23 protein-coding genes are annotated in these 22,522 nt (G+C 65.5%); 17 read left to right on the top strand and 6 right to left on the bottom strand.

The features are described from left to right. Positions 1 to 7 precede the first annotated feature (7 nt). From infA to AKI39_RS24305, 10 genes are all read left to right on the top strand, one after another. Complete coding sequence (infA, locus tag AKI39_RS24350) at positions 8 to 226, top strand: translation initiation factor IF-1 (RefSeq protein ID WP_066357346.1); 219 nt, start codon at positions 8 to 10, stop codon at positions 224 to 226. Positions 227 to 260: 34 nt separating this feature from the next. Further along, entirely contained in the window at positions 261 to 374 is a 114-nt protein-coding gene (gene rpmJ / locus AKI39_RS24345; protein WP_066357345.1) for a 50S ribosomal protein L36, read from the top strand. Positions 375 to 414: 40 nt separating this feature from the next. Then, positions 415 to 780: a 30S ribosomal protein S13 gene (rpsM, locus tag AKI39_RS24340; RefSeq protein ID WP_066357338.1), complete on the top strand. Its 366-nt coding sequence runs from the start codon at positions 415 to 417 to the stop codon at positions 778 to 780. A gap of 15 nt (positions 781 to 795) precedes the next feature. Beyond that, positions 796 to 1,197 (top strand): 30S ribosomal protein S11, encoded by a 402-nt coding sequence (gene rpsK / locus AKI39_RS24335; RefSeq protein ID WP_006216516.1) that lies wholly within the window; start codon positions 796 to 798, stop codon positions 1,195 to 1,197. An 11-nt stretch (positions 1,198 to 1,208) separates the two neighbouring features. Beyond that, entirely contained in the window at positions 1,209 to 1,832 is a 624-nt protein-coding gene (gene rpsD, locus AKI39_RS24330; protein ID WP_066641759.1) for a 30S ribosomal protein S4, read from the top strand. A gap of 181 nt (positions 1,833 to 2,013) precedes the next feature. Beyond that, a complete protein-coding gene (locus tag AKI39_RS24325) occupies positions 2,014 to 3,000 on the top strand; it encodes a DNA-directed RNA polymerase subunit alpha (RefSeq protein ID WP_066641757.1) in 987 nt (328 codons plus the stop codon). A gap of 138 nt (positions 3,001 to 3,138) precedes the next feature. After that, positions 3,139 to 3,531 (top strand): 50S ribosomal protein L17, encoded by a 393-nt coding sequence (gene rplQ, locus AKI39_RS24320; RefSeq protein WP_066641755.1) that lies wholly within the window; start codon positions 3,139 to 3,141, stop codon positions 3,529 to 3,531. Positions 3,532 to 3,806: 275 nt separating this feature from the next. After that, positions 3,807 to 4,157: a divalent-cation tolerance protein CutA gene (gene cutA / locus AKI39_RS24315; RefSeq protein ID WP_066641753.1), complete on the top strand. Its 351-nt coding sequence runs from the start codon at positions 3,807 to 3,809 to the stop codon at positions 4,155 to 4,157. Between the two features lie 16 nt (positions 4,158 to 4,173). Continuing rightward, positions 4,174 to 6,348, top strand: a complete 2,175-nt coding sequence (gene dsbD / locus AKI39_RS24310; protein WP_235610711.1) for a protein-disulfide reductase DsbD — start codon at positions 4,174 to 4,176, stop codon at positions 6,346 to 6,348. A 143-nt stretch (positions 6,349 to 6,491) separates the two neighbouring features. Then, positions 6,492 to 7,151, top strand: coding sequence for a hypothetical protein (locus AKI39_RS24305; protein WP_066641752.1), 660 nt, complete (start codon positions 6,492 to 6,494; stop codon positions 7,149 to 7,151). Between the two features lie 141 nt (positions 7,152 to 7,292). Here the strand turns inward: AKI39_RS24305 and hemB are convergent, their stop codons facing one another. Beyond that, a complete protein-coding gene (hemB, locus tag AKI39_RS24300) occupies positions 7,293 to 8,306 on the bottom strand; it encodes a porphobilinogen synthase (RefSeq protein ID WP_066641750.1) in 1,014 nt (337 codons plus the stop codon). Next, positions 8,303 to 8,926: a ribosome biogenesis GTP-binding protein YihA/YsxC gene (gene yihA / locus AKI39_RS24295; RefSeq protein WP_066641748.1), complete on the bottom strand. Its 624-nt coding sequence runs from the start codon at positions 8,924 to 8,926 to the stop codon at positions 8,303 to 8,305. Before yihA ends, hemB begins: the two co-directional genes overlap by 4 nt. A 213-nt stretch (positions 8,927 to 9,139) precedes the next feature. Between yihA and AKI39_RS24290 the strand changes: the two genes are divergently transcribed. The 3 genes from AKI39_RS24290 to ccsB all read left to right on the top strand — a co-directional run bounded on the left by AKI39_RS24290 (position 9,140) and on the right by ccsB (position 13,329). Further along, a complete protein-coding gene (locus tag AKI39_RS24290) occupies positions 9,140 to 9,841 on the top strand; it encodes a c-type cytochrome (RefSeq protein ID WP_201258534.1) in 702 nt (233 codons plus the stop codon). 131 nt (positions 9,842 to 9,972) lie between these two features. Beyond that, a complete protein-coding gene (locus AKI39_RS24285; protein WP_083229168.1) occupies positions 9,973 to 11,976 on the top strand; it encodes a cytochrome c biogenesis protein ResB in 2,004 nt (667 codons plus the stop codon). A gap of 63 nt (positions 11,977 to 12,039) precedes the next feature. After that, the gene (ccsB, locus tag AKI39_RS24280) at positions 12,040 to 13,329 is read left to right on the top strand and encodes a c-type cytochrome biogenesis protein CcsB (RefSeq protein ID WP_443103685.1); all 1,290 of its coding nucleotides are present in this window, start codon (positions 12,040 to 12,042) and stop codon (positions 13,327 to 13,329) included. A 143-nt stretch (positions 13,330 to 13,472) separates the two neighbouring features. Here the strand turns inward: ccsB and lysA are convergent, their stop codons facing one another. Next, entirely contained in the window at positions 13,473 to 14,765 is a 1,293-nt protein-coding gene (gene lysA, locus AKI39_RS24275; protein WP_066641745.1) for a diaminopimelate decarboxylase, read from the bottom strand. Further along, positions 14,762 to 15,070, bottom strand: coding sequence for an LPS translocon maturation chaperone LptM (lptM, locus tag AKI39_RS26145; RefSeq protein ID WP_235610710.1), 309 nt, complete (start codon positions 15,068 to 15,070; stop codon positions 14,762 to 14,764). Before lptM ends, lysA begins: the two co-directional genes overlap by 4 nt. Here lptM and cyaY point away from each other — a divergent pair. After that, positions 15,021 to 15,350, top strand: coding sequence for an iron donor protein CyaY (cyaY, locus tag AKI39_RS24270; RefSeq protein WP_066641744.1), 330 nt, complete (start codon positions 15,021 to 15,023; stop codon positions 15,348 to 15,350). The two genes, lptM and cyaY, sit on opposite strands and share 50 nt — an antisense overlap. A gap of 49 nt (positions 15,351 to 15,399) precedes the next feature. Here the strand turns inward: cyaY and AKI39_RS24265 are convergent, their stop codons facing one another. Continuing rightward, positions 15,400 to 17,838, bottom strand: coding sequence for a penicillin-binding protein 1A (locus AKI39_RS24265; protein ID WP_066641734.1), 2,439 nt, complete (start codon positions 17,836 to 17,838; stop codon positions 15,400 to 15,402). Between the two features lie 114 nt (positions 17,839 to 17,952). On the opposite strand from AKI39_RS24265, the gene AKI39_RS24260 reads away from it, so the two are divergent. The 3 genes from AKI39_RS24260 to AKI39_RS24250 are packed head-to-tail and all read left to right on the top strand — an operon-like array spanning position 17,953 to position 20,834. Continuing rightward, positions 17,953 to 18,579, top strand: coding sequence for a shikimate kinase (locus tag AKI39_RS24260; protein ID WP_066641732.1), 627 nt, complete (start codon positions 17,953 to 17,955; stop codon positions 18,577 to 18,579). Then, positions 18,576 to 19,652, top strand: a complete 1,077-nt coding sequence (gene aroB / locus AKI39_RS24255) for a 3-dehydroquinate synthase (RefSeq protein WP_066641730.1) — start codon at positions 18,576 to 18,578, stop codon at positions 19,650 to 19,652. The genes AKI39_RS24260 and aroB overlap by 4 nt, the downstream gene beginning before the upstream one ends. A gap of 48 nt (positions 19,653 to 19,700) precedes the next feature. Next, positions 19,701 to 20,834, top strand: a complete 1,134-nt coding sequence (locus tag AKI39_RS24250; protein WP_066641728.1) for a deoxyguanosinetriphosphate triphosphohydrolase — start codon at positions 19,701 to 19,703, stop codon at positions 20,832 to 20,834. Between the two features lie 82 nt (positions 20,835 to 20,916). On the opposite strand, the gene AKI39_RS24245 is transcribed toward AKI39_RS24250, so the two are convergent. Next, the gene (locus AKI39_RS24245) at positions 20,917 to 22,398 is read right to left on the bottom strand and encodes a DHA2 family efflux MFS transporter permease subunit (RefSeq protein WP_066641727.1); all 1,482 of its coding nucleotides are present in this window, start codon (positions 22,396 to 22,398) and stop codon (positions 20,917 to 20,919) included. Positions 22,399 to 22,522: the final 124 nt, after the last annotated feature.

Below are 22,522 nucleotides of genomic sequence, written 5' to 3'. Positions count from 1 at the left end.
CGAAGAAATGGCGAAGGACGAATTCATACAGATGCAGGGCGAGGTTCTGGAAAACCTGCCCAACGCGACATTCCGCGTCAAGCTTGAAAACGGCCATGTGGTGCTGGGCCATATTTCCGGCAAGATGCGTATGCATTACATCCGGATCCTGCCGGGCGATAAGGTCACAGTGGAGCTCACGCCCTATGACCTGACGCGAGCCAGGATCGTCTTCCGCGCGAAGTAGGCGGACGGATTTACGGAATAACAGGGAGTCACCCATGAAAGTATTGGCATCGGTTAAGCGGATCTGCCGCAACTGCAAAATCATCAAACGTCACGGCGTGGTGCGCGTCATCTGCACCGACCCGCGGCACAAGCAGCGTCAGGGCTGATCGCTCGGCCTCCACGCAATAGAATACTCAAGGAACAGTCATGGCCCGTATTGCTGGCATCAACATTCCGCCGCATCAGCACGCCGAGATCGGCCTGACCGCCATTTTTGGCATTGGTCGTACGCGCGCCCGCAAGATTTGCGAAGCTGCTAATGTGCCCACTACCAAAAAGGTCAAGGATCTCACCGACGCCGAGCTGGAGCGTATCCGCGAACACGTTGGTGTGTTTACCGTTGAAGGCGACCTGCGCCGCGAAGTGCAACTGTCGATCAAGCGTCTGATCGACCTGGGCACCTACCGTGGCATGCGTCATAAGCGCGGTTTGCCCGTGCGCGGCCAGCGCACCCGCACCAACGCCCGTACCCGTAAGGGTCCGCGTCGTGCTGCGGCGTCCCTGAAGAAATAATCGAGGAACAGGATTATGGCGAAAGCTTCCACCAGCGGCGCCTCGCGCGTGCGCAAAAAGGTCAAGAAGAACGTATCCGACGGCATCGCGCACGTCCACGCGTCCTTCAACAACACCATCATCACCATCACGGATCGCCAGGGCAACGCCTTGTCCTGGGCGACCTCCGGTGGCGCAGGCTTCAAGGGCTCGCGCAAGTCGACCCCGTTCGCGGCGCAGGTTGCCGCCGAAACGGCCGGCCGTGTTGCGCTGGAATACGGCATCAAGACGCTGGAAGTCCGCATCAAGGGCCCCGGCCCTGGTCGTGAGTCGTCGGTACGCGCGCTGAATGCGCTGGGCATCAAGATCTCGAGCATCGCCGATATCACGCCCGTGCCGCACAATGGCTGCCGTCCGCCCAAGCGTCGTCGTATTTAAGGGGAATCCTCGTGGCTCGTTATATTGGACCCAAATGCAAGCTCTCGCGGCGCGAGGGCACCGACCTGTTCCTGAAGAGCGCCCGCCGTTCGCTGGACTCCAAGTGCAAGCTGGATTCCAAGCCCGGCCAGCATGGTCGCACTTCGGGTGCCCGTACGTCTGACTATGGCCAGCAGCTGCGTGAAAAGCAGAAGCTGAAGCGTATGTACGGCGTGCTGGAAAAGCAGTTCCGCAAGTATTTCCAGGAAGCTGATCGCGTCAAGGGTAATACCGGCGAAAAGCTGATCCAGCTGCTGGAATCGCGTCTGGACAACGTCGTGTACCGCATGGGCTTCGGCTCCACCCGCGCCGAAGCGCGCCAGCTGGTCAGCCACCGCGCGATCGAACTGAACGGCCATACCGCCGACATCGCTTCGATCCTGGTCAAGGCCGGTGACGTGATCGCCGTACGTGAGAAGGCCAAGAAGCAAGGCCGTATCCGCGAAGCGCTGGATCTGGCCACCAGCATTGGCCTGCCCCAGTGGGTCGACGTCGACACCAGCAAAATGACCGGTGTCTTCAAGCAGGCTCCGGATCGCGCGGACGTTGCTCGCGACGTCAACGAATCGATGGTCGTCGAATTGTATTCGCGTTGATAAGGCGCGCCGCGGCAACGCGGCGCTCCATCGACGCGATACGCATCGCACGTTCATCCTGCGTTTTACCTGCTTGCCAACCCGCCGTGCCCTGTTGGGGCACGGCGGGTTGGCGAGTTTTTGTACTTCCATCAGCCTTATCGGTGTAACGAGCCGAGGGTATTGAAAAGGAAACAAGTCAATGTCCACTCAAGGTTTTCTGAAACCGCGCTCCATCGAAGTCGAGCCCGTTGGGACTCACCATGCCAAGATCGTCATGGAGCCCTTCGAGCGCGGTTACGGTCATACGCTGGGTAACGCCCTGCGCCGCATCCTGCTCTCGTCCATGACGGGCTATGCGCCGACGGAAGTCCAGATGACCGGCGTCGTGCACGAGTATTCGACCATCGCTGGCGTGCGCGAAGATGTCGTGGACATCCTGCTGAACCTGAAAGGCGTCGTGTTCAAGCTGCACAATCGCGACGAAGTGACGCTGGTGCTGCGCAAGCAAGGCGAAGGCGCGGTGCTGGCCAGCGATATCGAGCTGCCGCACGATGTGGAGATCGTCAACCCGAACCACGTGCTGTGCACCTTGACCGAAGCCGGCAAGATCGAGATGCAGATCAAGGTCGAGAAGGGTCGCGGTTACGTGCCGGGCAATGTGCGCGCGCTGTCGGAAGACCGCACCCACACCATCGGCCGCATCGTCCTGGACGCCTCGTTCAGCCCCGTACGCCGTGTCAGCTATGCGGTGGAAAGCGCCCGCGTGGAACAGCGTACCGACCTGGACAAGCTGGTGCTGGACATCGAAACCAACGGCGTGATTTCGCCCGAGGAGGCGGTGCGCCAGGCTGCCCGCATCCTGATGGACCAGATCTCGGTGTTCGCGGCGCTGGAAGGCGCTGGCGATTCGTACGAAGCCCCGGTCCGCGGTACGCCGCAGATCGACCCCGTGCTGCTGCGCCCGGTCGATGACCTGGAACTGACCGTGCGTTCGGCCAACTGCCTGAAGGCCGAGAACATCTACTACATCGGCGACCTGATCCAGCGCACCGAAAACGAACTGCTGAAGACCCCGAACCTGGGCCGCAAGTCCTTGAACGAAATCAAGGAAGTGCTTGCCGCGCGCGGTCTGACGCTGGGCATGAAGCTGGAGAACTGGCCCCCGGTCGGCCTCGAGCGTCCCTGATCGTTCTGTTGTTTATTGCGGGTCCGTTTCGGCGGATCCGCGTTTTCACCACTGGACCGCGGCATGACCCCATGCCGATAGAAGATCCGGATAACCCGGCGGCCGCGAGGCTGTCTTTAGATTCAAAAGGAAATTGTCATGCGTCACGGTAATGGTTTGCGCAAGCTCAACCGCACCAGCAGTCACCGTCTCGCCATGTTTCGCAACATGGCCGTTTCGCTGATCACTCACGAAGCGATCAAGACCACGCTGCCCAAGGCGAAAGAACTGCGCCGCGTCATCGAACCCCTGATCACGCTGGGCAAGGAGCCCACGCTCGCGAACAAGCGTCTGGCCTTTGCCCGTCTGCGCGATCGCGACGCCGTGGTCAAGCTGTTTGCCGAAATCGGCCCGCGTTATGCCTCCCGCAACGGTGGCTATACCCGTGTGCTGAAGATGGGCTTCCGTCAGGGCGACAACGCTCCCATGGCTTTCATGGAACTGGTCGACCGTCCGGAAGTTTCGGAAAACGAAGCGCAAGCGGCCGAGTAATACCGGTATTGCGCCGCGCTGGAAAAACGAGCCTTCGGGCTCGTTTTTTTTCGCCGCTCGATGCCCCGCCTGATGGGAGGCAGAATGATTGGATCTACCGGCTATCGGGTCCATGGGCAGCCTGAACCCGCTCTCGTCCCGCCAGGACGCCAGCGCAAGTAGGCACATAGGCCGTCCAGGTTGGAAACAGGCGTGCGCGGTTCGGCGGCGGCAGCCGATAAAATGGCTTGTTGCGCGCACGGCGCGGCTTTTCCGGAGCATGCATGGAGGCTGGGATGCTGAACAATGACGAAATGGTCCTGGTGGTCAGCAATGCCCCCGATCTGCTCCTGGCCAAGCGCATCGCGCATGTCGTCGTAGAGGAAGGATTGGCGGCTTGTGTGAACCTCGGCGCGCCCATGCTGTCCATCTACACCTGGCAGGGGGAAGTGGAGGGCGCGGAAGAAATTCCGATGTGCTTCAAGACCACGGCCGGGCGAATGGATGATCTGATGCAGGCCATCGCGCGCATGCATCCGTACGAAGTGCCGGAAATCATCGCGGTGCCGGTGATCGCCAGCGCCCAGCCGTATCGCGACTGGGTGCGCGAGCAGACCGCGCGGCGGGATCCGGCTGGCAAGCGCTGATTTGAATGGGATTCCAATGCCGTCGCTATATCCGAAAGGCCTGAAGGCCGCTTCCACGGGCCGTACCCGCGTGCCTGCGGATATGCCGCAAGCGGCTGCGCCCGGGTTTATCCGCAGGCCGTGCCGCCAGCCGGCGCATTGGGCCGCGCGGCTGGCGTCGGCCTTGGTGCTGATGCTGGCGTGGCTGGTGCTGGCGTTGCCCGCCGCGCACGCGGAAGTCGATTTCCTGACGCCGGAGCAGGCATTCCCCTTTTCCGTCACCATGGACGGCCCTGCCACGGTACGGGTCGACTACGACGTGGCCAGCGGCTATTACATGTACCGGGAGCGGTTCGTGTTCTCGGTCGATCCGGCCGGGACGTCCGTGTTGGGCAATCCGGTATTTCCGCCCGCTGACGTCAAGTACGACCCGACCTTCGACAAGAACATGGAGGTCTATCACAAGCCACTGTCGATCCGCGTGCCGCTGCAGGCCGGCGGCGGCGCATTCACGCTGAAGGTGATAGGGCAGGGCTGTGCCGACAAAGGCGTGTGCTATCCGCCCATGGGACATACGGTGTCCCTGCAGCCCGCACCGGGCGGGTACCGGATCACGGGTACCGGGGCGATGGATCCTTCCGCCGTGGCGGCCTTGGCGGCGGCCAGCGCGCCGGATGCGTCCGGCACGGGCGCGCCAGGCGGCTTTTCGGCCGCGCCGTCCATAGGCGCGGCCCTGACGGCGACGGGATCGCCGCCGGGGCAGGACGCCGGCGCCCAAGCCGGGCGCGGCGGCCAGGCTGCACAGGGCCAGGCCGCAGCCGTGACATCGGCGGCCGGCGCGCCGACCGGCCTGACCACGCTTGCGAACAGCGACGACGTCGGGCTGGCGGCCGCCATTGCCGGCATGGGGTGGCTGAAGACGGCCGGCGTGTTTTTCCTGCTGGGTGCGCTACTCTCACTGACGCCTTGCGTACTGCCCATGATTCCCATCGTTTCCTCGGTCATCGTGGGCGCCGGGCGTGGGCAGCCGGCGACGCGCCGGCAAGGCTTGGCGCTGGCCGCGGCATATGTACTGGGCATGTCGCTGGTCTATACCGCGCTCGGCGTCGCGGCGGGACTGAGCGGCATCGGCCTGGCCGCCTGGCTGCAAACGCCATGGGTACTCGCCGTGTTTGCCGCCCTGCTGGCCGTGCTCGCGTTGGCGATGTTCGATGTGTTCACGCTGCAGGCGCCCACCCGCATGCAGAGCGGACTGACTACGTGGCTGTCGCGCGTTCCCGGCGGCCGCGGCACGGGCGCCTTCGTGATGGGGGCGGTGTCGGCGTTGATCGTGGGCCCTTGCGTGGCCGCGCCCTTGGCCGGTGCGCTGGTCTATATTTCGCAGACCCGCGATGTGGTCCTCGGTGCCGCCGCATTGTTCGCCATGGCGTGGGGCATGGGCGTGCCGCTTCTGATCGTCGGCGGTTCCGCCGGCAGCCTGCTGCCCAAGGCAGGTCCATGGATGGAAGGGGTGAAACGGCTGTTCGGCATGCTGTTGCTGGCCACCGCATGGTGGATGCTGGCCCCGCTGCTGCCCGCCTGGACGCAGATGGCGGGATGGGCGTTGCTGGGCTTGGTCGCCGCGGTCATGCTGCGTGCTTTCGAACCTTTGCGTGCCGGTGGCGGTACCGCTGGCATGTTCGCCAAGGGAATGGGCTTGCTGCTCGCCCTGCTTGCCGTCATCCTACTGGTGGGCGCCGCGAGCGGCGGGCGCGACGTGCTGCGGCCGTTGTCGCATCTTGCCGCGAACGACCGTGCTGCCGCTGCCGGGATGCCCGGTCTTCCGGTGGCCGGCACCGCCGGCAATGGCGCCGAACTCCATTTCACGCCGGTGCGATCCGTGGCGGAACTGGATGCGGCGCTCGCTGCCGCCGGCCGCCCGGCCTTGCTCGATTTCTATGCGGACTGGTGCGTATCGTGCCGTGAAATGGAGCAGTTCACTTTCACCGATCCCGCCGTGGCGGCCCGCATGTCGCGCATGTTGCTGCTGCGCGCGGACGTTACCGCCAACAATGTGGACGACCGCGCCTTGCTCAAGCGCTTCGGCCTGTTCGGCCCGCCGGGCATCCTGTTTTTCAATGCCGATGGCAACCAGCGCGCCGATGTGCGCGTCATCGGTTTCCAGGATGCGCGCCGTTTCGCTGAATCGCTGGACCGCGTCGTCACGCCTTAGCTGCCACTCCAGCCCTTGGACCGGGGATTTGGCTGTTTTTCCGCGAACTGGAAAACGCGCGACGGCGATTCAGACCGACTCATGATCGCGTGCGCCTTTCCGCTATATACACTCGACTCCCTACTTCGATTGGGAGATTGAACATGTTGTCGCGTATCAAGAATCTACCGAAAGTCGACGGTATGACGCTGGTCCATTCTTATTCATGGTTTTCGGCAGCGCAAGGCGCTTTGCAGCGCTTCAAGCGCCTTGAGCTCTTTACAAGAAAGCGAGGCAATCATTCAGGGGGCCTGGTCCATGCTTTCTCGTTTCCGAAGGTTCGGGCCAACACCGACCCTTACTATTTCGGGTATTACAACGTTGATAACGACGCCCATTCCCTAAGGCCGGTATCGGACGATGCCCACTCGCTGTCCGAAGAGGAATTCAGGAACGAGATAGCAAGGCAATGGGCGGGGGAAATAGAAAGATATATAAAAATGGGTGGGGAAAAAGAAGACTTTATCGACTTTATAAGCGCCGCAAGAACCGGTTTCCCGGACGAGCGGGACCAGGAAGCCAACGATAAGGTCAAGTGGTTCAGGGAGTCCTTTATCGATAAGGCTTCGCGAGACGATATCCTTCACGTCATGGAACTGCACTCGACCATCCGATCGCGCGTGGAACAATCCGAACGGGATTACCTGGCCAAAGGCGATGACCAGGCCTATCGCGAATGTGCGGGAAGAATCAGCAGGCTTGATCGCGGGAAACAGCAGCTTCAGCTCGTTCTGAAGCGAAAATCCGCCGGCCTGGTTTCTTGATCGGCCAGGCAAGCCCACGGCGCAGGAAGTGTCCGACGTAGCTGGCTCCTGCGCGGTCCGGCAAAGCGGTCACCCGCGGCGCGCCGCACGCGATACGCCATAGGCCATAGTCCGCACGTGGCGCACCGCACGCGACACGCGTCACCCGCGTTTCAAATGCTGCGCCGCCTCGATGGCGAAGTACGTCAGGATGCCATCCGCGCCGGCGCGCTTGAAGCCCAGCAGGGCTTCCATCATGACCCTGTCGTGGTCCAGCCAGCCATTGGCCGCCGCGGCTTTCAGCATGGCGTATTCGCCGCTGACCTGATACGCGAAGGTCGGCACGCGGAAGGCGTCCTTCACACGCCGCAGGACATCCAGGTAGGGCATGCCGGGTTTGACCATGACCATGTCGGCGCCTTCGGCCAGGTCGGCAGCCACTTCGCGCAGCGCTTCGTCGATATTGCCCGGGTCCATCTGGTAGACCGCCTTGTTGGATTTGCCCAGGTTCGCCGCCGACCCCACGGCGTCGCGGAACGGACCGTAGAAGGCGCTGGCGTACTTGGCCGAATACGCCATGATGCGGGTATGAATGTGCTGCGCGTCTTCCAGCGCCTGGCGGATCGCGCCTATGCGCCCGTCCATCATGTCGCTGGGCGCGACGATGTCCACGCCGGCCTGTGACTGCACCAGCGCCTGCTTCACCAGGATTTCCACCGTGGGCTCGTTCAGTACGTAGCCGGCTTCGTCGATCAGCCCGTCCTGCCCATGGCTGGTATAGGGATCCAGCGCCACGTCGGTCAGCACGCCCAGGTCGGGAAAGCGTTTCTTGAGTTCGGCGACCACCCGCGGCACCAGGCCGTCCGGATTGGCGGCCTCGCTGCCGTCCGGCGTCTTGAGCGAACGGTCGATCACCGGGAACAGGGCCATCACCGGGATGCCCAGTTCCATACAGGTTTCCGCCACCGGCAGCAGGGTGTCCGGCGAATAGCGCACTACGCCGGGCATCGAGGGCACGTCCTGGCGCAGCCCTTTTCCGTCGGCCACGAAAACCGGGTAGATCAGGTCGTTGGCGGTCAGCGTGTTCTCGCGGACCAGGCGGCGCGTGAAATCATCGCGGCGCAGGCGACGGGGCCGGGACGCCGGAAAGCCGGCCGATACGATGTGGTGGTTCATGGCACTACCTTGGGAGAGATCCAGTTTTCGATGTGTTCGCCGGCTTCTTCCAGGCCGATGCGGTCCGGCGCCGAGAACGGCACGGTATGCAGCGCGCCGATGTCGGCCAGGTCTTTGCGCACCGTGAAGACGGTGCGCATGCGCTGGCCGTAGGGCAGCTTGTCCGCCTTGGTCAGCAGGGCCAGCACCGGGCGCCCGGTGGGCGCGATAAAGTTCGCCAGCCGGCGGTCCAGATCGGTCACGCCGCGGCGGATGTCGATCAGCAGCACCACTCCCACCAGCGAGGCGCGCGTGGCCAGGTAGCCTCCCAGCAGTTCCGCCCATTTGTCGCGCTCACCCTGGCTGATGGCGGCGTAGCCGTAGCCGGGCAGGTCCACCAGGAAGCCCAGGTGCTGGTCGGGGTCATAGGGATCCGGCAGGCCGAACATATTGATCAGCCGCGTCCGTCCGGGCGTCTTGCTGGAGAAGGCCAGGCGGCGCTGGTTGGTCAGGACGTTGATGGCGGTGGACTTGCCGGAATTGGAGCGTCCGACGAAACAGACTTCCGGCGCGCCGGGCGGCGGCAGCTGGTCCAGGCGGGCTGCCGAGATGAAGAACGAGGCGCGATGCAGAAGGGACACGGGGAATGGGTAAATAGAGGGGTACGAGCCCTATTGTATAATCCGGCGTTTGCAAGGGTGGGCGTCAGTCCGCCTGACGGTGTAGCACGCCGCGTCGCATCACAGAACTCGGGGTACACCGGCAGGTCCTGGGCGGGCGAATGGAAAACATAGGCAAATCATAAACGGTGCGTACCAGCGCCGTGAGTCGATGCTGCGAACGTCGAGGTTTTCATGAAGCGTGTGCTGTCCCGGATGTTGGTTGTTGGCGGATTGGTGTTGGGTACGACCGCCGTTTTTCCGAGTATCGCGGCCGACGCCCCGGCGCCGGCGGCCAAGCCGGACGCAGGCAAAGGCGAGCAGCTTTACACCAACGGCGACCAGGCGCGCGGCGTCATCGCCTGTGCGAGCTGTCACGGCGCTGCCGGCAGCAGCACCATTCCCACCAATCCCAATCTGGCGGCCCAGGCCCACGAGTACCTGGCCAAGCAGCTGGGCGATTTCCAGCTGAAGCAGGGCGCCACGACGCCGCTGCGCAGCGGCGCCGGGGGCAATCCCACGCCGATGACCGCCATCGTGCAGTCCCTCACGCCGCAGGACATGCAGAACATCGCCTTGTACCTGTCGCAGCAGCAATTGAAGGAGCCTGCCACGGCCGGGCAGAAGTCCCTGGTCGAGCGGGGCCAGACCATCTGGCGCGCCGGTCTGCCGGATCGCAACGTGCCGGCCTGCGCATCGTGCCACTCCGCCAACGCGGCGGGTATCCCGGCGCAGTATCCTCGCCTCTCCGGCCAATTCCCGTCGTATATTGAGGAACAGCTGAAACTGTTCCAGGAAGGCAGCCGGAACAACAGCGAACCCATGCACGAGATCGCCAGCCGCATGACGCTGGAAGATATCAAGGCCGTTTCCGACTACGCCGCCGGCCTGCGCTGACGGGGCCAGGCCCCGGCAAGGGGGTCGCCCAGTCGTTCAGGCGGCCTCCTTCTTCCATGCATCAGAATCCCCCGACCCCTCGCCACGACCTGCGTTCCCTGCCCGCGGATATGCTGGAGCTCTTGGGCTCCATGCGTTTCGCCGTCAGCCTGCTGATGTTCATCTGCGTGGCCAGCATCGTCGGTACGGTGCTGGTGCAGAACCAGGCATCGTCCGCCTACGTCGACCAGTTCGGCCCGTTCTGGTATACGGTATTCGACAAGTTCTCGCTCTGGCACGTCTATAACAGCTGGTGGTTCCTGCTGATCATGACTTTCCTGGTGGTGTCCACCGGGGTCTGCCTGACGCGCAACGCGCCCAAGATGCTGCGCGACGCGGTGTCGTTCCGCGAATACGTGCGCCTGTCCAGCCTGCGTGCCTTTCCGCAGCGGGTGGAGTTCGACAGCGGGGCCGCGGCCCCCGATACGCTGGGCCGCACCCGGCAGCTGCTGAAGTCCCTGGGCTATGCCGTCAAGGAACGCCAGGACGGCGAAGGCGTGCTGCTGGCCGGCAAAAGGGGCAGCGCCAACCGGCTGGGCTATATCTTCGCGCATACGGCGATGATCGTGATCTGCGTCGGCGGCTTGCTGGATAGCGAGCTGGCGGTGCGCGCGCAGGTGTGGCTGGGCGGCAAGAAGCCCATCGTCGAGAACATGTTGATCAGCGATGTGCCGCCCAGCGGCCGGCTGTCGGTCAACAACCCCAGCTTCCGCTCCAGCATGATGATCCCGGAGGGCGGGCGCGCGAATAATGCCGTGGTGATGGTGGGCGACGGCGCGCTGGTGCAGCCGATTCCCTTCACCGTGACGCTGAAGAAGTTCATCGTCGATTACTACTCCACCGGCATGCCCAGCCGCTTCGCCAGCGAAGTCGAGGTGCGGGATCCCGATACCGGCAAGACCTTCGACAAAACCATCGAGGTCAACGAGCCGCTGCGCTACAAGGGTGTGACGGTCTACCAGTCCAGTTTCGATGACGGCGGCAGCAGCGTGCAGCTGCGCGGCTATTCCCTGCGCGGCACCGATGCGGCGACGTTCGAGCTATCCGGCACGGTAGGCAAAAGCACCGACACCGGCAACAGCGCCCCCGCCGACGCGCGCGACCTGAAGGTGGACATCACCGCGCTGCGCCCCATCAATGTCGAGGACCTCTCGGGCGGCACGCCCAAGCCCGCGCGCGACTTCGCGCAGGACGTGGCGTCGGTGGCGGGCAGTGCCGCGGGCAAGCAGAACGCGCACCTGCGCAACGTGGGGCCGGCCGTGGAGTACCGCCTGATCGACGCCAGCGGCCAGGCACATGAATTCCGCAACTACATGCTTCCGGTGGAGCTGGATGGCTTCCCGGTATTCCTGGCCGGCGTGCGCAACAATGCCGGCGAAAACTACCGCTACCTGCGGCTGCCGGCGGATGACGATAATTCCGTTGCCGAGTTCATGCGGCTGCGCGCCCTGCTGGCCGATCCGCGGGCCCGCAAGGAGGCGGCGCGCCGCTTCGCCGAAAAGAATGCGCCGGCCGGCGGTGATCGCCAGCCCCTGGAGACGGCCGCCGACCGTGCCTTGCAGACCTTTTCCGAAGGCGGGTTGCAGGCGGTGGCGAATTTCCTGCAGAGCAACGCGCCCGCCCCCGAACTGGAGCGCGCGGCCGATATCGTGGTGCGCCTGATCGGAGCCAGCGTGGCCGAGCTTCGCGTGATGGAGCGCGAGCGCGCGGGGCTGCCGGCCTTGCCCACCGAAGGCGAGGGCGCCGAACGGGCGGCGGTGTGGTCGCGCGTCGCGGTGGCTGCCCTTTCCGATCTGGCGATGTACCCCGCCCCCGTGTTCTTTTCGCTGGCGGACTTCAAGCAGGTGCAGGCCAGCGTGTTCCAGGTCAGCCGTACGCCGGGCAAGCAGGCCGTGTATGTCGGCAGCCTGCTGTTGATCCTGGGCGTGTTCAGCATGTTCTTCATTCGCGACCGGCGCGTCTGGGTGTGGGTGGCGCCCGGCCCGGACGGCCGCGGCAGCGCCGTCCATGCCGCCATGACGTCCCAGCGGCGTACACTGGACTTCCTCCGTGAATTCGACCGGCTCAAAGAGGCGCTGCTGCGCCTGAAGCAGTGAGGTAGCAAGCTCATGTCCGAATCCGCAATTTCCCCCGTGCACGATACGTCGTGGCAGGAAGGCATGGCCGAAAGCGGCGACGCGCGCATCCGGCGCGGACGTCCCGATTGGACCGATGCCGTGTTCTTTCTGTTGCTGGCCGTGGGTGCCGGCTATGCGCTGACCCGCTTCGCGGGGTCCATGGATTACTACGAGAAAGTCATCCTGAGCGGCGCGGTGCTCGTGCTGACCTGGATGGGATGGCTGTGGCGCCCGCTGCGCCGCCTGATGATCGCCGTGGCGCTGGCCAGCGGACTGGCGGTGATGCTGTATGGCAACGACCTGGCGCATGCCGAGGACGTGTTCTTCCTGAAATACCTGCTGTCCTCGCAGTCGGCCATTCTGTGGATGTCGGCGCTGTTCGTGCTGGCCACGGTCTGTTATTGGCTGGGGCTGTTCAGCCCCACGGCCGCCTGGCTGGGGACCGCGCTGACCTGGGGCGCGGTGTTTGCCGGCGTGACCGGCATGCTGGTGCGCTGGCGCGAAGGCCACATGATGGGGCCCGACCTGGGCCACATTCCGGTCAGCAATCTGTACGAAGTCTTCGTGCTGTTTTCCCTGATCACCGCGCTTTTCTACCTGTATTACGAACGCCGCTACGCTACCCGCGCGTTGGGCGGTTTCGTGCTGCTGGTGATCTCGTCCGCGGTGATGTTCCTCCTGTGGTATGCCTTCACCCGCGACGCGGCGCAGATCCAGCCGCTGGTGCCGGCGCTCAAGAGCTGGTGGATGAAGCTGCACGTGCCGGCCAATTTCATCGGCTACGGCACGTTCTCGCTGTCGGCCATGGTCGGTTTTGCCTACCTGGTGAAAGAGCACGGCGAAACGACGTCCTGGCGCAAGCTGGCCCCCTTGTTCGTGCTGGGCGTGCTGTTGTGCGCGGAGCCCATGGTGTTCCGCACCCAGGGCCTGTCGGCCGCGTGGATGGAGTACTTCGGCGCGGGCGCGGTCATCGTCGGCGCGATCCTGCTGGGCCGGCGCCGCGTCGCGGCCGCCCTGCCGCCCCTGGCGGTGCTGGACGACATCATGTACCGCGCCATTACCGTGGGCTTCGCCTTCTTCACCGTGGCGACCATCCTGGGCGCGCTATGGGCGGCCGACGCCTGGGGCGCCTACTGGCAATGGGACCCCAAGGAGACCTGGGCACTGATCGTCTGGCTGAACTATGCCGCCTGGCTGCACATGCGCCTGATCAAGGGCCTGCGCGGCGCGATGGCGGCGTACTGGGCCCTGGTGGGGCTGCTGATCACGGGCTTTGCGTTCCTGGGCGTGAACATGTTCCTGTCGGGACTGCATTCCTACGGACAGCTCTAGGGCGCCACCGACCCGTCACAACGAAAAGGCGCCTCTCGGCGCCTTTTTCACGTGGGACGCAAGGGGATGCGCCGGTCAAGCAAAAAGGCGCCCCGGAGAGCGCCTTGGGTCCGCTTGGGGATGCCCGCGCGGAACGGCGACGATCAGGGCAGCGTGCTTTCCCCGCGCAGCAGGTCTTCCACGGTTTCGCGCTGGCGGATCACGTGGAATGCCGCGCCGTCGACCATGACTTCGGCGGGGCGCGGACGGGTGTTGTAGTTGCTGGACATGACCATGCCATAGGCGCCCGTGGATTCGATGGCAAGCACGTCGCCGCGCTCCACCGCCAAGGCGCGCTGCTTGGCCAGCCAGTCGCCGCTTTCGCACACCGGGCCGACGACGTCGTATTCCTGCGTGGCGCCGCCGCGCGGCTGTACCGGCAGCACGCCGTGCCAGGCGTCGTACAGCGTGGGGCGAATCAGGTCGTTCATGGCCGCGTCCACGATGGCGAAATTGCGGGCTTCGGCGTGCTTCAGGAATTGCACGGTGGTCAGCAGGACACCGGCATTGCCCACCAGGGAACGGCCCGGTTCCATGATCAGCTTCAGGCGGCCCAGCCCGCGGGCGTCCAGGCGTTCATAGACCTGGCCGAGCAGCGTGGCGGGGCGCAGCGGGGTTTCGTCGGTATAGCGGATGCCCAGGCCGCCACCCAGGTCCAGGTGTTCGATCTCGATGCCGGCGGCGCGCAGGCCGTCGATCAGGTCCAGCAGCTTGTCCAGGGCGTCCAGGTAGGGCGAAACGTCGGTGATCTGGGAGCCGATGTGGCAGTCTACGCCGGTGACCGCTACGCCCGGCAGCGCGGCGGCCGTCCGGTAGACCTGCGGCGCGTCGGCGATGGCGATGCCGAATTTGTTTTCCTTCAGCCCCGTCGAAATATAGGGATGCGTGCCGGCATCCACGTCGGGATTCACGCGCAGCGACACGCGGGCCGTCTTGCCCAGCGAAACCGCGACGTCCGACAGCAGATGCAGTTCGGCTTCGGATTCGACGTTGAAGCACTTGACGTCCGCCTCCAGCGCCTTGCGCATCTCCCAGGCCTGCTTGCCGACGCCGGAAAACACGACCTTGGCCGGATCCGCGCCCACCGATAGCACGCGGTGCAGTTCACCACCCGACACGATGTCGAAACCCGCCCCCAGGCGGGCGAACTCCTTCAGCACCGCCAGGTTGGAATTCGCCTTCATGCCGTAGCACACCAGGACGTCGCGCCCGGCGATGGCCTCGCGGTAGGATTCCCAGGCGGCCTGCAGCGCGGCTCGCGAATAGACGTAGAGCGGCGTGCCGAGGCGTTCGGCCAGCATGGGCAGCGGCACGCCTTCCGCGTGCAGCACGCCGTGCCGATAGTGGAAATGGGGATAGCCGGCGGGTTGCGCCGGCGCGGGGGTAAGTGCGTTCATCGTTGCGTCGCGGACGGCGGGTAGTCGGGGAGGGCGGTGCCCAGGTGGACACCAGGGGCGGCACGGAAGCTCATCGGCGCGATCACTTTGGGCGGGGGCTTGAGCACGGGCGCTTGGGAAGGCGCGATGAGCGGGCCCTTGTAGCCGCAGGCCGCCAGCGACGCGGCGGCAGCCAGCGTGGCTACAATGCGTAGAGCGGTACGGCTGTATGCCGGGTGGGACACTGGGAACTCCGTAATTCTTGCAGACTGGATTATGAACGAAACCGAATTTCTTGCGTTGGCGGAGCAGGTGCTTGACCGCATCGAAAGCCAGGCCGACGATTGGGCGGGCTCGCTCGATGTCGACGTGGAAACCAGCCGCAGCGGCAATGTACTGACCCTGGTCTTCGAGGACGACACGCACGTGGTGATCAACAGCCAGGCGGCCATGCAGGAACTCTGGGTGGCGGCGCGCAGCGGGGGCTTTCATTACCGCTACGACGGCCAGCACTGGCGCGACACACGCGGCGGCCCGGACCTGCACGAGGCGCTGTCGCAGATCTGTTCCGAGGCGGCCGGCGCGCCGATCACCGTCAAGGTCTAGCGTTAACAGGCCCTAGTCGCCGGCTTCCCGAAGCGGCGCGGGCCGCGGATTACTGCTGCCCGGGCACGGAGCCCTCGCCGAAGCTGGTGCCGGACGGCCGGCCATCGGCATTGGCCGCGCGCAGCGTATTCAACAGGTCGCCCAGGCTGTCCGAACCCGGTGCCGGCAGCCCCAGCCGCGCCACGGCCTGGCCGGGCGGGAATTCCGCGAAATAGAACTCGCCGTTTTCGACCAGCAGGCCGTCGGGCCGGGGCCGCTGTTTCTGCTCGGGCACGCCCTTGAGCATTTCCTGCATGTAGCTTAGCCAGATCGGCAGGGCCGCGCCGCCGCCGGTTTCGCGCGAGCCCAGGGACTTCGGCTGGTCATAGCCCAGCCAGGCCGTGGCTTCCAGGCTGGGCGTATAGCCGGAGAACCAGGCGTCCACGGATTCGTTGGTGGTGCCCGTCTTGCCTGCGATGTCGTTGCGCTTCAGGACCGCCCGGGCGCGCGCCGCGGTGCCGTAGGTGGCGACCCCGCGCAGCATGTCGTCCATGACGAAGGCCGTGCGCGCGTCGATGGCCCGCGCGGCCGAGTCGCCGGCGACCAGCGGCTTGGATTGCATGATGACCTTGCCGCTGCTGTCGGTGACGCGGTCGATCAGGTAAGGCGTGATCCGATAGCCGCCGTTGGCGAAGACGGAATAGGCGCCGGCCAGCTGCAGCGGCGTGACCGAACCCGCCCCCAGCGCCAGCGGCAGCACCGCGGGCTGGCGCGACTTGTCGAAGCCGAAACGCGTCAGGTAATCCTGTCCGTAAGCCGGGCCGATGGCCTGCAGGATGCGGATCGACACCATGTTCTTGGACTTGTACAGGCCCTGCCGCATGGTGAGCATGGGTTCGTACTCGTTGCCGTAGTTCTTGGGCGCCCACGCCTTGGAGCCGGTCTGCGCCGCGCTGAGCGCGAACGGCTGGTCGGAGATCTGGGTGGCCGGCGTGAGGCCCCGCTCCAGTGCCGCCGAGTAGATGAAGGGCTTGATGTTCGAGCCGGGCTGGCGCCACGCCTGCGTGACACGATTGAAGTTGCCGCGGTAGAAGTCGAAGCCGCCGACCATGGACCGGATGCCGCCGTCCTGCGGCGACAGCGACACGAAGGCCGCCTGCACCGCGGGCATGTTCAGGACTTCCCAGTCGTCCGGGCCGATCTTGTGGATGTACACGACCGACCCGCGGCGTATGCGCTGGTCGTCCTTGGCCTTCGGGTTCAGGGCACGGGCGACGACGGACAGGACCTTCTTGTCGCTGATGGTGATGATCTCGCGCGAGCTGCGCGCCACCTTGATTTCGTTGGGATTGGCGGACAGCACCAGCGCGACCAGCAGGTCGTCGCTATCGGAATATTTGTCCAGTACGCCGTCCAGCGCATCGTCCAGGGCCTGCGGGTCTTTTTCGACGCCGGCGGGCAGATCCAGCTGTGTTTCCGGACCCGGGTAGGGCGCGCGGCGGGTGTATTCCAGCACGCCGTCGCGCACGGCCCGGTAGGCGGCTTCCTGGTCCTTGGACTGCACCGTGGTGTAGATATTCAGGCCACGCGAATACACGTTGTCCTGGTAGACGCCGTACAGCAGCTGGCGCGCCAGTTCGGCCACGTATTCGCCGTGGATGGAATAGCCGCCGGCCGGCGTGCCCTCGGCCGACTTGATGACGATGGGCTGGCCCATCGCCTGCTGATATTCCGGGTCGGTCAGGTAGCCCAGGGTGCGCATGCGGCCCAGCACGTAATGCTGGCGCAGTTCCGCGCGGGGCAGGTTGGAGATGGGGTTGAAGCGCGACGGCGCCTTCGGTATGCCCGCAAGCATCGCGGCTTCGGCCGGCGTGATCTGCGACAGCGGCTTGCCGAAATAGGTGCGCGACGCCGCGGCGAAACCGTAGGCGCGATGACCCAGGTAGATCTGGTTCATGTACAGCTCGAGGATCTGGTCCTTGCTGAGGCTGGCCTCGATCTTGAACGTCAGCAGCAGTTCGTAGAACTTGCGCGTGTAGGTCTTTTCGGACGACAGGTAGAAGTTGCGCGCCACCTGCATGGTGATGGTGCTGGCGCCCTGCGACTTCGACATGCTGATCAGGTTGGTCAGGCCCGCGCGCACCACGCCGGTCCAGTCGATGCCGCCATGCTGGTAGAAGCGGTCGTCTTCCGCGGCCAGCACGGCCGATTTCATGACGTCCGGGATTTCGTTGAAGCGCAGCACGTTGCGCCGTTCCTCGCCGAACTCGCCGATCAGCACTTTATCGGCGGTAAAGACCCGCAGCGGAACGCGCGGGCGGTAGTCCGTCATCGCGTGCAGGTCGGGCAGGTTCGGCCACGCCAGGGCGAGCGCCATGCCGCCCAGCAGCAGTCCGCAGCCGGCGAGTCCCGCGCAGAAAATGCCTAGCTTGAAGAAGAAACGGAAAAAGGGGGAGCCGCTCGAATCGGGCTTTTCTTTCTTGGAAGAAGGAGTCTGGGGCTTGCTCATCGCCGCGATTTTACGGGGAACCCGTGCCCCCAATCCGACTGTGCGCGCGGTTTCTGTAACAGCGTGGTTCAGTGTGGCGCGCGGGCAACTGATCCCAATGGGATAATACGCCTTATGAACGCGTCCCAACCCGATTGCGCGGCCGCCGTGCCGGCCGTCGAACCCGAATCCGAAGCCTGCGCCGCCGTCTGCGCCGCGCCGCGGGCGACCGTCCCCTACGACACGCCGATTTTCCTGGTCGGCATGATGGGCGCGGGCAAGACGACGATAGGCCGGTCGCTGGCGCGCGTGCTCGGCCGTGAATTCGTCGACCTGGACCACGAGCTGGAATCCCGCTGCGGCGTCCGTGTCCCCGTCATTTTCGAAATCGAGGGCGAGGCAGGCTTTCGCCGCCGCGAAGCCACCGCGCTGGCGCACTGCGCCGCGCGCCCCGGCATCGTCCTGGCCACGGGCGGCGGCGCCATCCTGGCCGAGGAAAACCGCGCGGTGCTGCGCCAGCAGGGCATCGTCATCTACCTGCGCGCCAGTGTGGATGAGCTGTACCGCCGCACCTGCCGCGACCGCAACCGGCCGCTGCTGGCCACCGCCGACCCGCGCGGTACGCTGCGCGAGCTGCTGGACAAGCGCGAACCGCTGTACCGGGAGGTCGCGGACCTGACCATCGAAACCGGGTGCATTCCCGTCAGCACCCTGGTCAAGCACCTGGTGCCCAAGCTGCAGGCCTACGAGAAAAAAGCATGAATGTCGTCGACGTCGCCGTTCCCGGCGCCCGTTATCCCATACGCATCGCGCCGGGCCGGCTCGACCATCTGGACGAGGCCATACCGGCCAACGCCACCGCCATCGGGCTGATCACCAATCCCACCGTCGCGTCCCTGTATGCCCAGCGCGCCGAGCGCGCCCTGGCCAGGACCGGGCGCAAGGTCGTGCGCATCGACCTGCCGGACGGCGAGGAACACAAGGACTGGCGCACGCTGAACCTGATCTTCGACGCGCTGCTGTCCAACGGCTTCGACCGGCGTTCCGTGCTGGTGGCGCTAGGGGGCGGGGTGATCGGCGACATGGCGGGCTTTGCCGCCGCCGTGTACATGCGCGGCATCCGTTTCGTGCAGGTGCCCACCACGCTGCTGGCGCAAGTGGATTCCTCGGTCGGCGGCAAGACGGGCGTCAATCATCCGATGGGCAAGAACATGGTGGGGGCCTTTCACCAGCCGGTGGCGGTGGAGATCGATACGGACGTGCTGTCCTCGCTGCCGGCGCGCGAAGTGTCCGCGGGGCTGGCGGAGGTGATCAAGTACGGCATGATCCTGGACGCCGATTTCTGGGCATGGTGCGAAGCTCACGCCGCGTCGCTGCGCGCGCTGGATCGCGACGTGCTGGGCCACGCCATCCGGGTGTCCTGCGAACTGAAGGCCAAGGTCGTGGCGCAGGACGAACGCGAATCGGGCCTGCGCGCCATCCTGAACCTGGGCCACACCTTCGGCCACGCGATCGAGTCCGGCCTGGGCTATGGCGCTTGGCTGCACGGCGAAGCGGTCGGCTGCGGCATGGTGCAGGCGGCGGAACTGTCCGCGGAAGTGGCCGGCTTGCCGGCGGCCGACGTGGCCCGCGTCAGGAAGCTGGTCCAGGCCATCGGCTGCCCCACCACGGCGCCCGACCTGGGCGCGGAACGCTGGCTGGCGTTGATGCGGGTGGACAAAAAGGCGGAAGGCGGCGAGATCCGCTTCGTCCTGACGCCACGTATTGGCCAGGCCGTCGCGCGGGCCGCGCCGGAAGATGCCGTGCGCCGGGTGCTGGCGCGCACCGTCGCCTGATTCGTGCCGGCGATGGTCCGATAGACAGGAATCAACGATCATTGCCCTATGAATACCATCGCGGACACACTCGCCCCTTACGCCGCCGATCCCTCGCGCACCCTGGGCCGCGCGCATGCGGAACCGTCGCCGCAGAACCGCAGCGAATTCCAACGCGATCGCGACCGCATCATCCATTGCACGGCCTTCCGGCGGCTGGAATACAAGACGCAGGTCTTCATCAACCACGAAGGCGATCTGTTCCGCACGCGGCTGACGCACAGCCTGGAAGTGGCGCAGATCGCGCGCACGCTGGCGCGCAGCCTGCGCGTCAACGAAGAACTGACCGAAGCCATTTCGCTGGCCCACGACCTGGGCCACACGCCTTTCGGGCACGCCGGCCAGGATGAACTGAATGCCTGCATGCATGAACTCGCACCGGGTGCCGGCGGCTTCGAACACAACCTGCAGAGCCTGCGCGTCGTCGACGAACTGGAAGAGCGGTATGCGGCGTTCAATGGCCTGAACCTGTGCTTCGAAACGCGCGAAGGCATACTGAAGCACTGTTCGCTGGCGCATGCGCGGCAGCTGGGCGCGGTGGGCGAACGCTTCATCCGCCGCCGCCGCCCGTCGCTGGAAGCACAGCTGGCCAACCTGGCGGACGAAGTGGCCTACAACAACCATGACATCGACGACGGCCTGCGCTCGGGCCTGGTGACGGTGGAGCAAATGCGGCAGGTGTGTTTCTTTGCCCGCCACTACGACGCGGTGGTGGCGCAATATCCGGATGTGTCACAGCGCCGCATGATCGCCGAGACCATCCGGCGCATGATCAATACGCTGATCGTCGACCTGACCACCACCACCGCGGGGCGCATCGCGCAGCACCGGCCCGAAAGCGTGGAGGATGTGCGCGAGGCGCCGCCGCTGGTCGGCTTTTCGGAAGAGACCCGGGCGGAGGCGGACGAGCTCAAGCGCTTCCTGTTCGAGAACCTGTACCGGCATTTCCGCGTGATGCGCATGACGTCCAAGGCGCGGCGCATCGTGCGGGACCTGTTCACGGCGTTTCTTTCGGATCCGCGGCTGCTGCCGCCGGACTACCAGCGGCGTGAAGGGCAGGCGCGGGCGATCTCCGACTACATCGCGGGCATGACGGACCGCTACGCGATGCGCGAGCACAAACGATTGTTCGATATGTCCTGAGCGCGCACCGCCGTCGCGTCGCCCGCGCCTGGTCTGCCGCCCCGGACTCGGCCAATGCGAGGTTTCTTCCCGCGTTAACGGGCTAGCCCTGCACGCTTTGTCCCGCGTGCCGCGCGGAGGCCTCGTGGGCCTGCTGGCCCTCGTGTCCGCCCTGCGCCGACTGCAGGCGGGTGCGCAGCCACAAGCCGAGGATCGCGGCGAGCAGCGCGAATGCCGCGCCGCACAGGAACGCCAGCCGATAGCCGTCGTTCAGTGCGATGGCCGGGGCCGCCCCCGCGGCGGCGGACGCGCCGGCGCGCGCCGCGGCCAGGCTGGCCAGTACCGCCAGCCCCAAGGAACCGCCCATCATGAAGGACGTATTGACGATGCCGGAGGCCAGCCCGGATTCGCTGGGCTGGACGTCGCTCATCGCCGCCAGCAGCACCGGATTGAACGCGATGCCGGCGCCCAGGCCCAGCAACAGCATCCCGGGCAGCACGTGCAGCGCGAAGCTGCCGTTGGCCGGCGCGTAGGCGAACAGAAGCAAGCCGGCGGCGGCGATCAGCAGGCCCGCGCTCAACGGCAGGCGGATGCCGAAGCGCATGACCAGCTTCGCCGACAAGCCCAGGGAAAACGCCGCCATGATCACATTGGCCGGCAGGAAGGACAGCCCGATCTGCATGGGGTCGTAGCCCAGGACCAGCTGCAGGTACAGCGCCGAAATGAAGAACCAGGCAAACATCGCGGCCGCCCATAGCACGCCGACGATATTGGAAATAGCCAGGTTGCGCAGGCGGAACAGGCGCAGCGGCACCAGCGGCGCGCGCACGCGCGATTCGATGGCCAGGAACAGGGCGAGCAGGACCACGGCTGCCGTCAGCATGGCGACCGATTGGGTGGAGCCCCAGCCCGCCTCGTTGCCGTTGACGACCGCGTAGACGGCCAGCATCAGGGCCGCCGTGATGGTGACCGCGCCGCCGATGTCCAGGGGGCCGTCCGCGGCCAGCCCGCGGCCGCGTGGAATCAGCGCCAGGCACAGCCCATACACCGCCACGCCGATGGGCAGGTTGACCAGAAAGATCCAATGCCAGCTGAGGGTGGACGTCAGCAGGCCGCCCAGCAGCACGCCGATGCTGCCGCCGCCGGCGCAGACGAAGCCGTAGATCCCCATGGCCTTGGCGCGCTCGGCCGGTTCCGTGAACAGATTCATCACCAGCGACAGCGAAACCGCGGACACCACCGCGCCGCCCAGGCCCTGCACCGCGCGCGCGCCCACCAGGAATTCGCGCGTATGCGCCATGCCGCAGGCCAGCGAGGCCACCGTGAAAAACGCCAGGCCGGCCAGGAACATGCGCCGATGCCCGTACAGGTCGCCCAGGCGCCCGCCCAGCAGCAGGAAACCGCCGAAGGTAAGCATGTAGGCGTTGACCACCCATACCAGCGAGGTTTCGGTGAAATCCAGGTCGGCGCGGATGGAGGGAAGCGCCACGTTCACGATGGTGGTGTCCAGCACGATCATCAGCACGCCCAGGCAGAGTACCGTCAGGGCGTACCAGCGTTTACGGCCTTCGATGCCGTGTGTCATATGTCTTCTCCTGTGCCGCGCCATGGGTGCGAGCCCGGCGCGGTGGCTTGATGGCGGGAAGCGCCGCGCGGCAAAGCCGGCGCGCTCCCATGACGACGAGTGGGGCCGGGGAATTTCGACATTG

The sequence above is a fragment of the Bordetella sp. H567 genome (genome assembly GCF_001704295.1).
In the GTDB taxonomy this organism is placed as follows: Bacteria; Pseudomonadota; Gammaproteobacteria; order Burkholderiales; family Burkholderiaceae_B; genus Bordetella_C.
The sequence above is the reverse complement of the archived record's forward strand: the minus strand, read 5'-3'. Positions and strand labels throughout refer to the sequence as shown.

Coding starts and splice junctions, on each gene's coding strand:
- ccsB (WP_443103685.1), top strand. CDS start 12,040: ATGGCCGAAAGCGGCGACGCGCGCATCCGGCGCGGACGTCCCGATTGG.
- AKI39_RS24245 (WP_066641727.1), bottom strand. CDS start 22,398: ATGACACACGGCATCGAAGGCCGTAAACGCTGGTACGCCCTGACGGTA.
- AKI39_RS24325 (WP_066641757.1), top strand. CDS start 2,014: ATGTCCACTCAAGGTTTTCTGAAACCGCGCTCCATCGAAGTCGAGCCC.
- cyaY (WP_066641744.1), top strand. CDS start 15,021: ATGAACGAAACCGAATTTCTTGCGTTGGCGGAGCAGGTGCTTGACCGC.
- dsbD (WP_235610711.1), top strand. CDS start 4,174: ATGCCGTCGCTATATCCGAAAGGCCTGAAGGCCGCTTCCACGGGCCGT.
- rplQ (WP_066641755.1), top strand. CDS start 3,139: ATGCGTCACGGTAATGGTTTGCGCAAGCTCAACCGCACCAGCAGTCAC.
- aroB (WP_066641730.1), top strand. CDS start 18,576: ATGAATGTCGTCGACGTCGCCGTTCCCGGCGCCCGTTATCCCATACGC.
- rpmJ (WP_066357345.1), top strand. CDS start 261: ATGAAAGTATTGGCATCGGTTAAGCGGATCTGCCGCAACTGCAAAATC.
- cutA (WP_066641753.1), top strand. CDS start 3,807: ATGCTGAACAATGACGAAATGGTCCTGGTGGTCAGCAATGCCCCCGAT.
- AKI39_RS24265 (WP_066641734.1), bottom strand. CDS start 17,838: ATGAGCAAGCCCCAGACTCCTTCTTCCAAGAAAGAAAAGCCCGATTCG.
- AKI39_RS24285 (WP_083229168.1), top strand. CDS start 9,973: ATGCGTTTCGCCGTCAGCCTGCTGATGTTCATCTGCGTGGCCAGCATC.
- AKI39_RS24290 (WP_201258534.1), top strand. CDS start 9,140: ATGAAGCGTGTGCTGTCCCGGATGTTGGTTGTTGGCGGATTGGTGTTG.
- lptM (WP_235610710.1), bottom strand. CDS start 15,070: ATGCGGTCAAGCACCTGCTCCGCCAACGCAAGAAATTCGGTTTCGTTC.
- rpsK (WP_006216516.1), top strand. CDS start 796: ATGGCGAAAGCTTCCACCAGCGGCGCCTCGCGCGTGCGCAAAAAGGTC.
- AKI39_RS24305 (WP_066641752.1), top strand. CDS start 6,492: ATGTTGTCGCGTATCAAGAATCTACCGAAAGTCGACGGTATGACGCTG.
- AKI39_RS24250 (WP_066641728.1), top strand. CDS start 19,701: ATGAATACCATCGCGGACACACTCGCCCCTTACGCCGCCGATCCCTCG.
- AKI39_RS24260 (WP_066641732.1), top strand. CDS start 17,953: ATGAACGCGTCCCAACCCGATTGCGCGGCCGCCGTGCCGGCCGTCGAA.
- lysA (WP_066641745.1), bottom strand. CDS start 14,765: ATGAACGCACTTACCCCCGCGCCGGCGCAACCCGCCGGCTATCCCCAT.
- rpsM (WP_066357338.1), top strand. CDS start 415: ATGGCCCGTATTGCTGGCATCAACATTCCGCCGCATCAGCACGCCGAG.
- infA (WP_066357346.1), top strand. CDS start 8: ATGGCGAAGGACGAATTCATACAGATGCAGGGCGAGGTTCTGGAAAAC.
- hemB (WP_066641750.1), bottom strand. CDS start 8,306: ATGAACCACCACATCGTATCGGCCGGCTTTCCGGCGTCCCGGCCCCGT.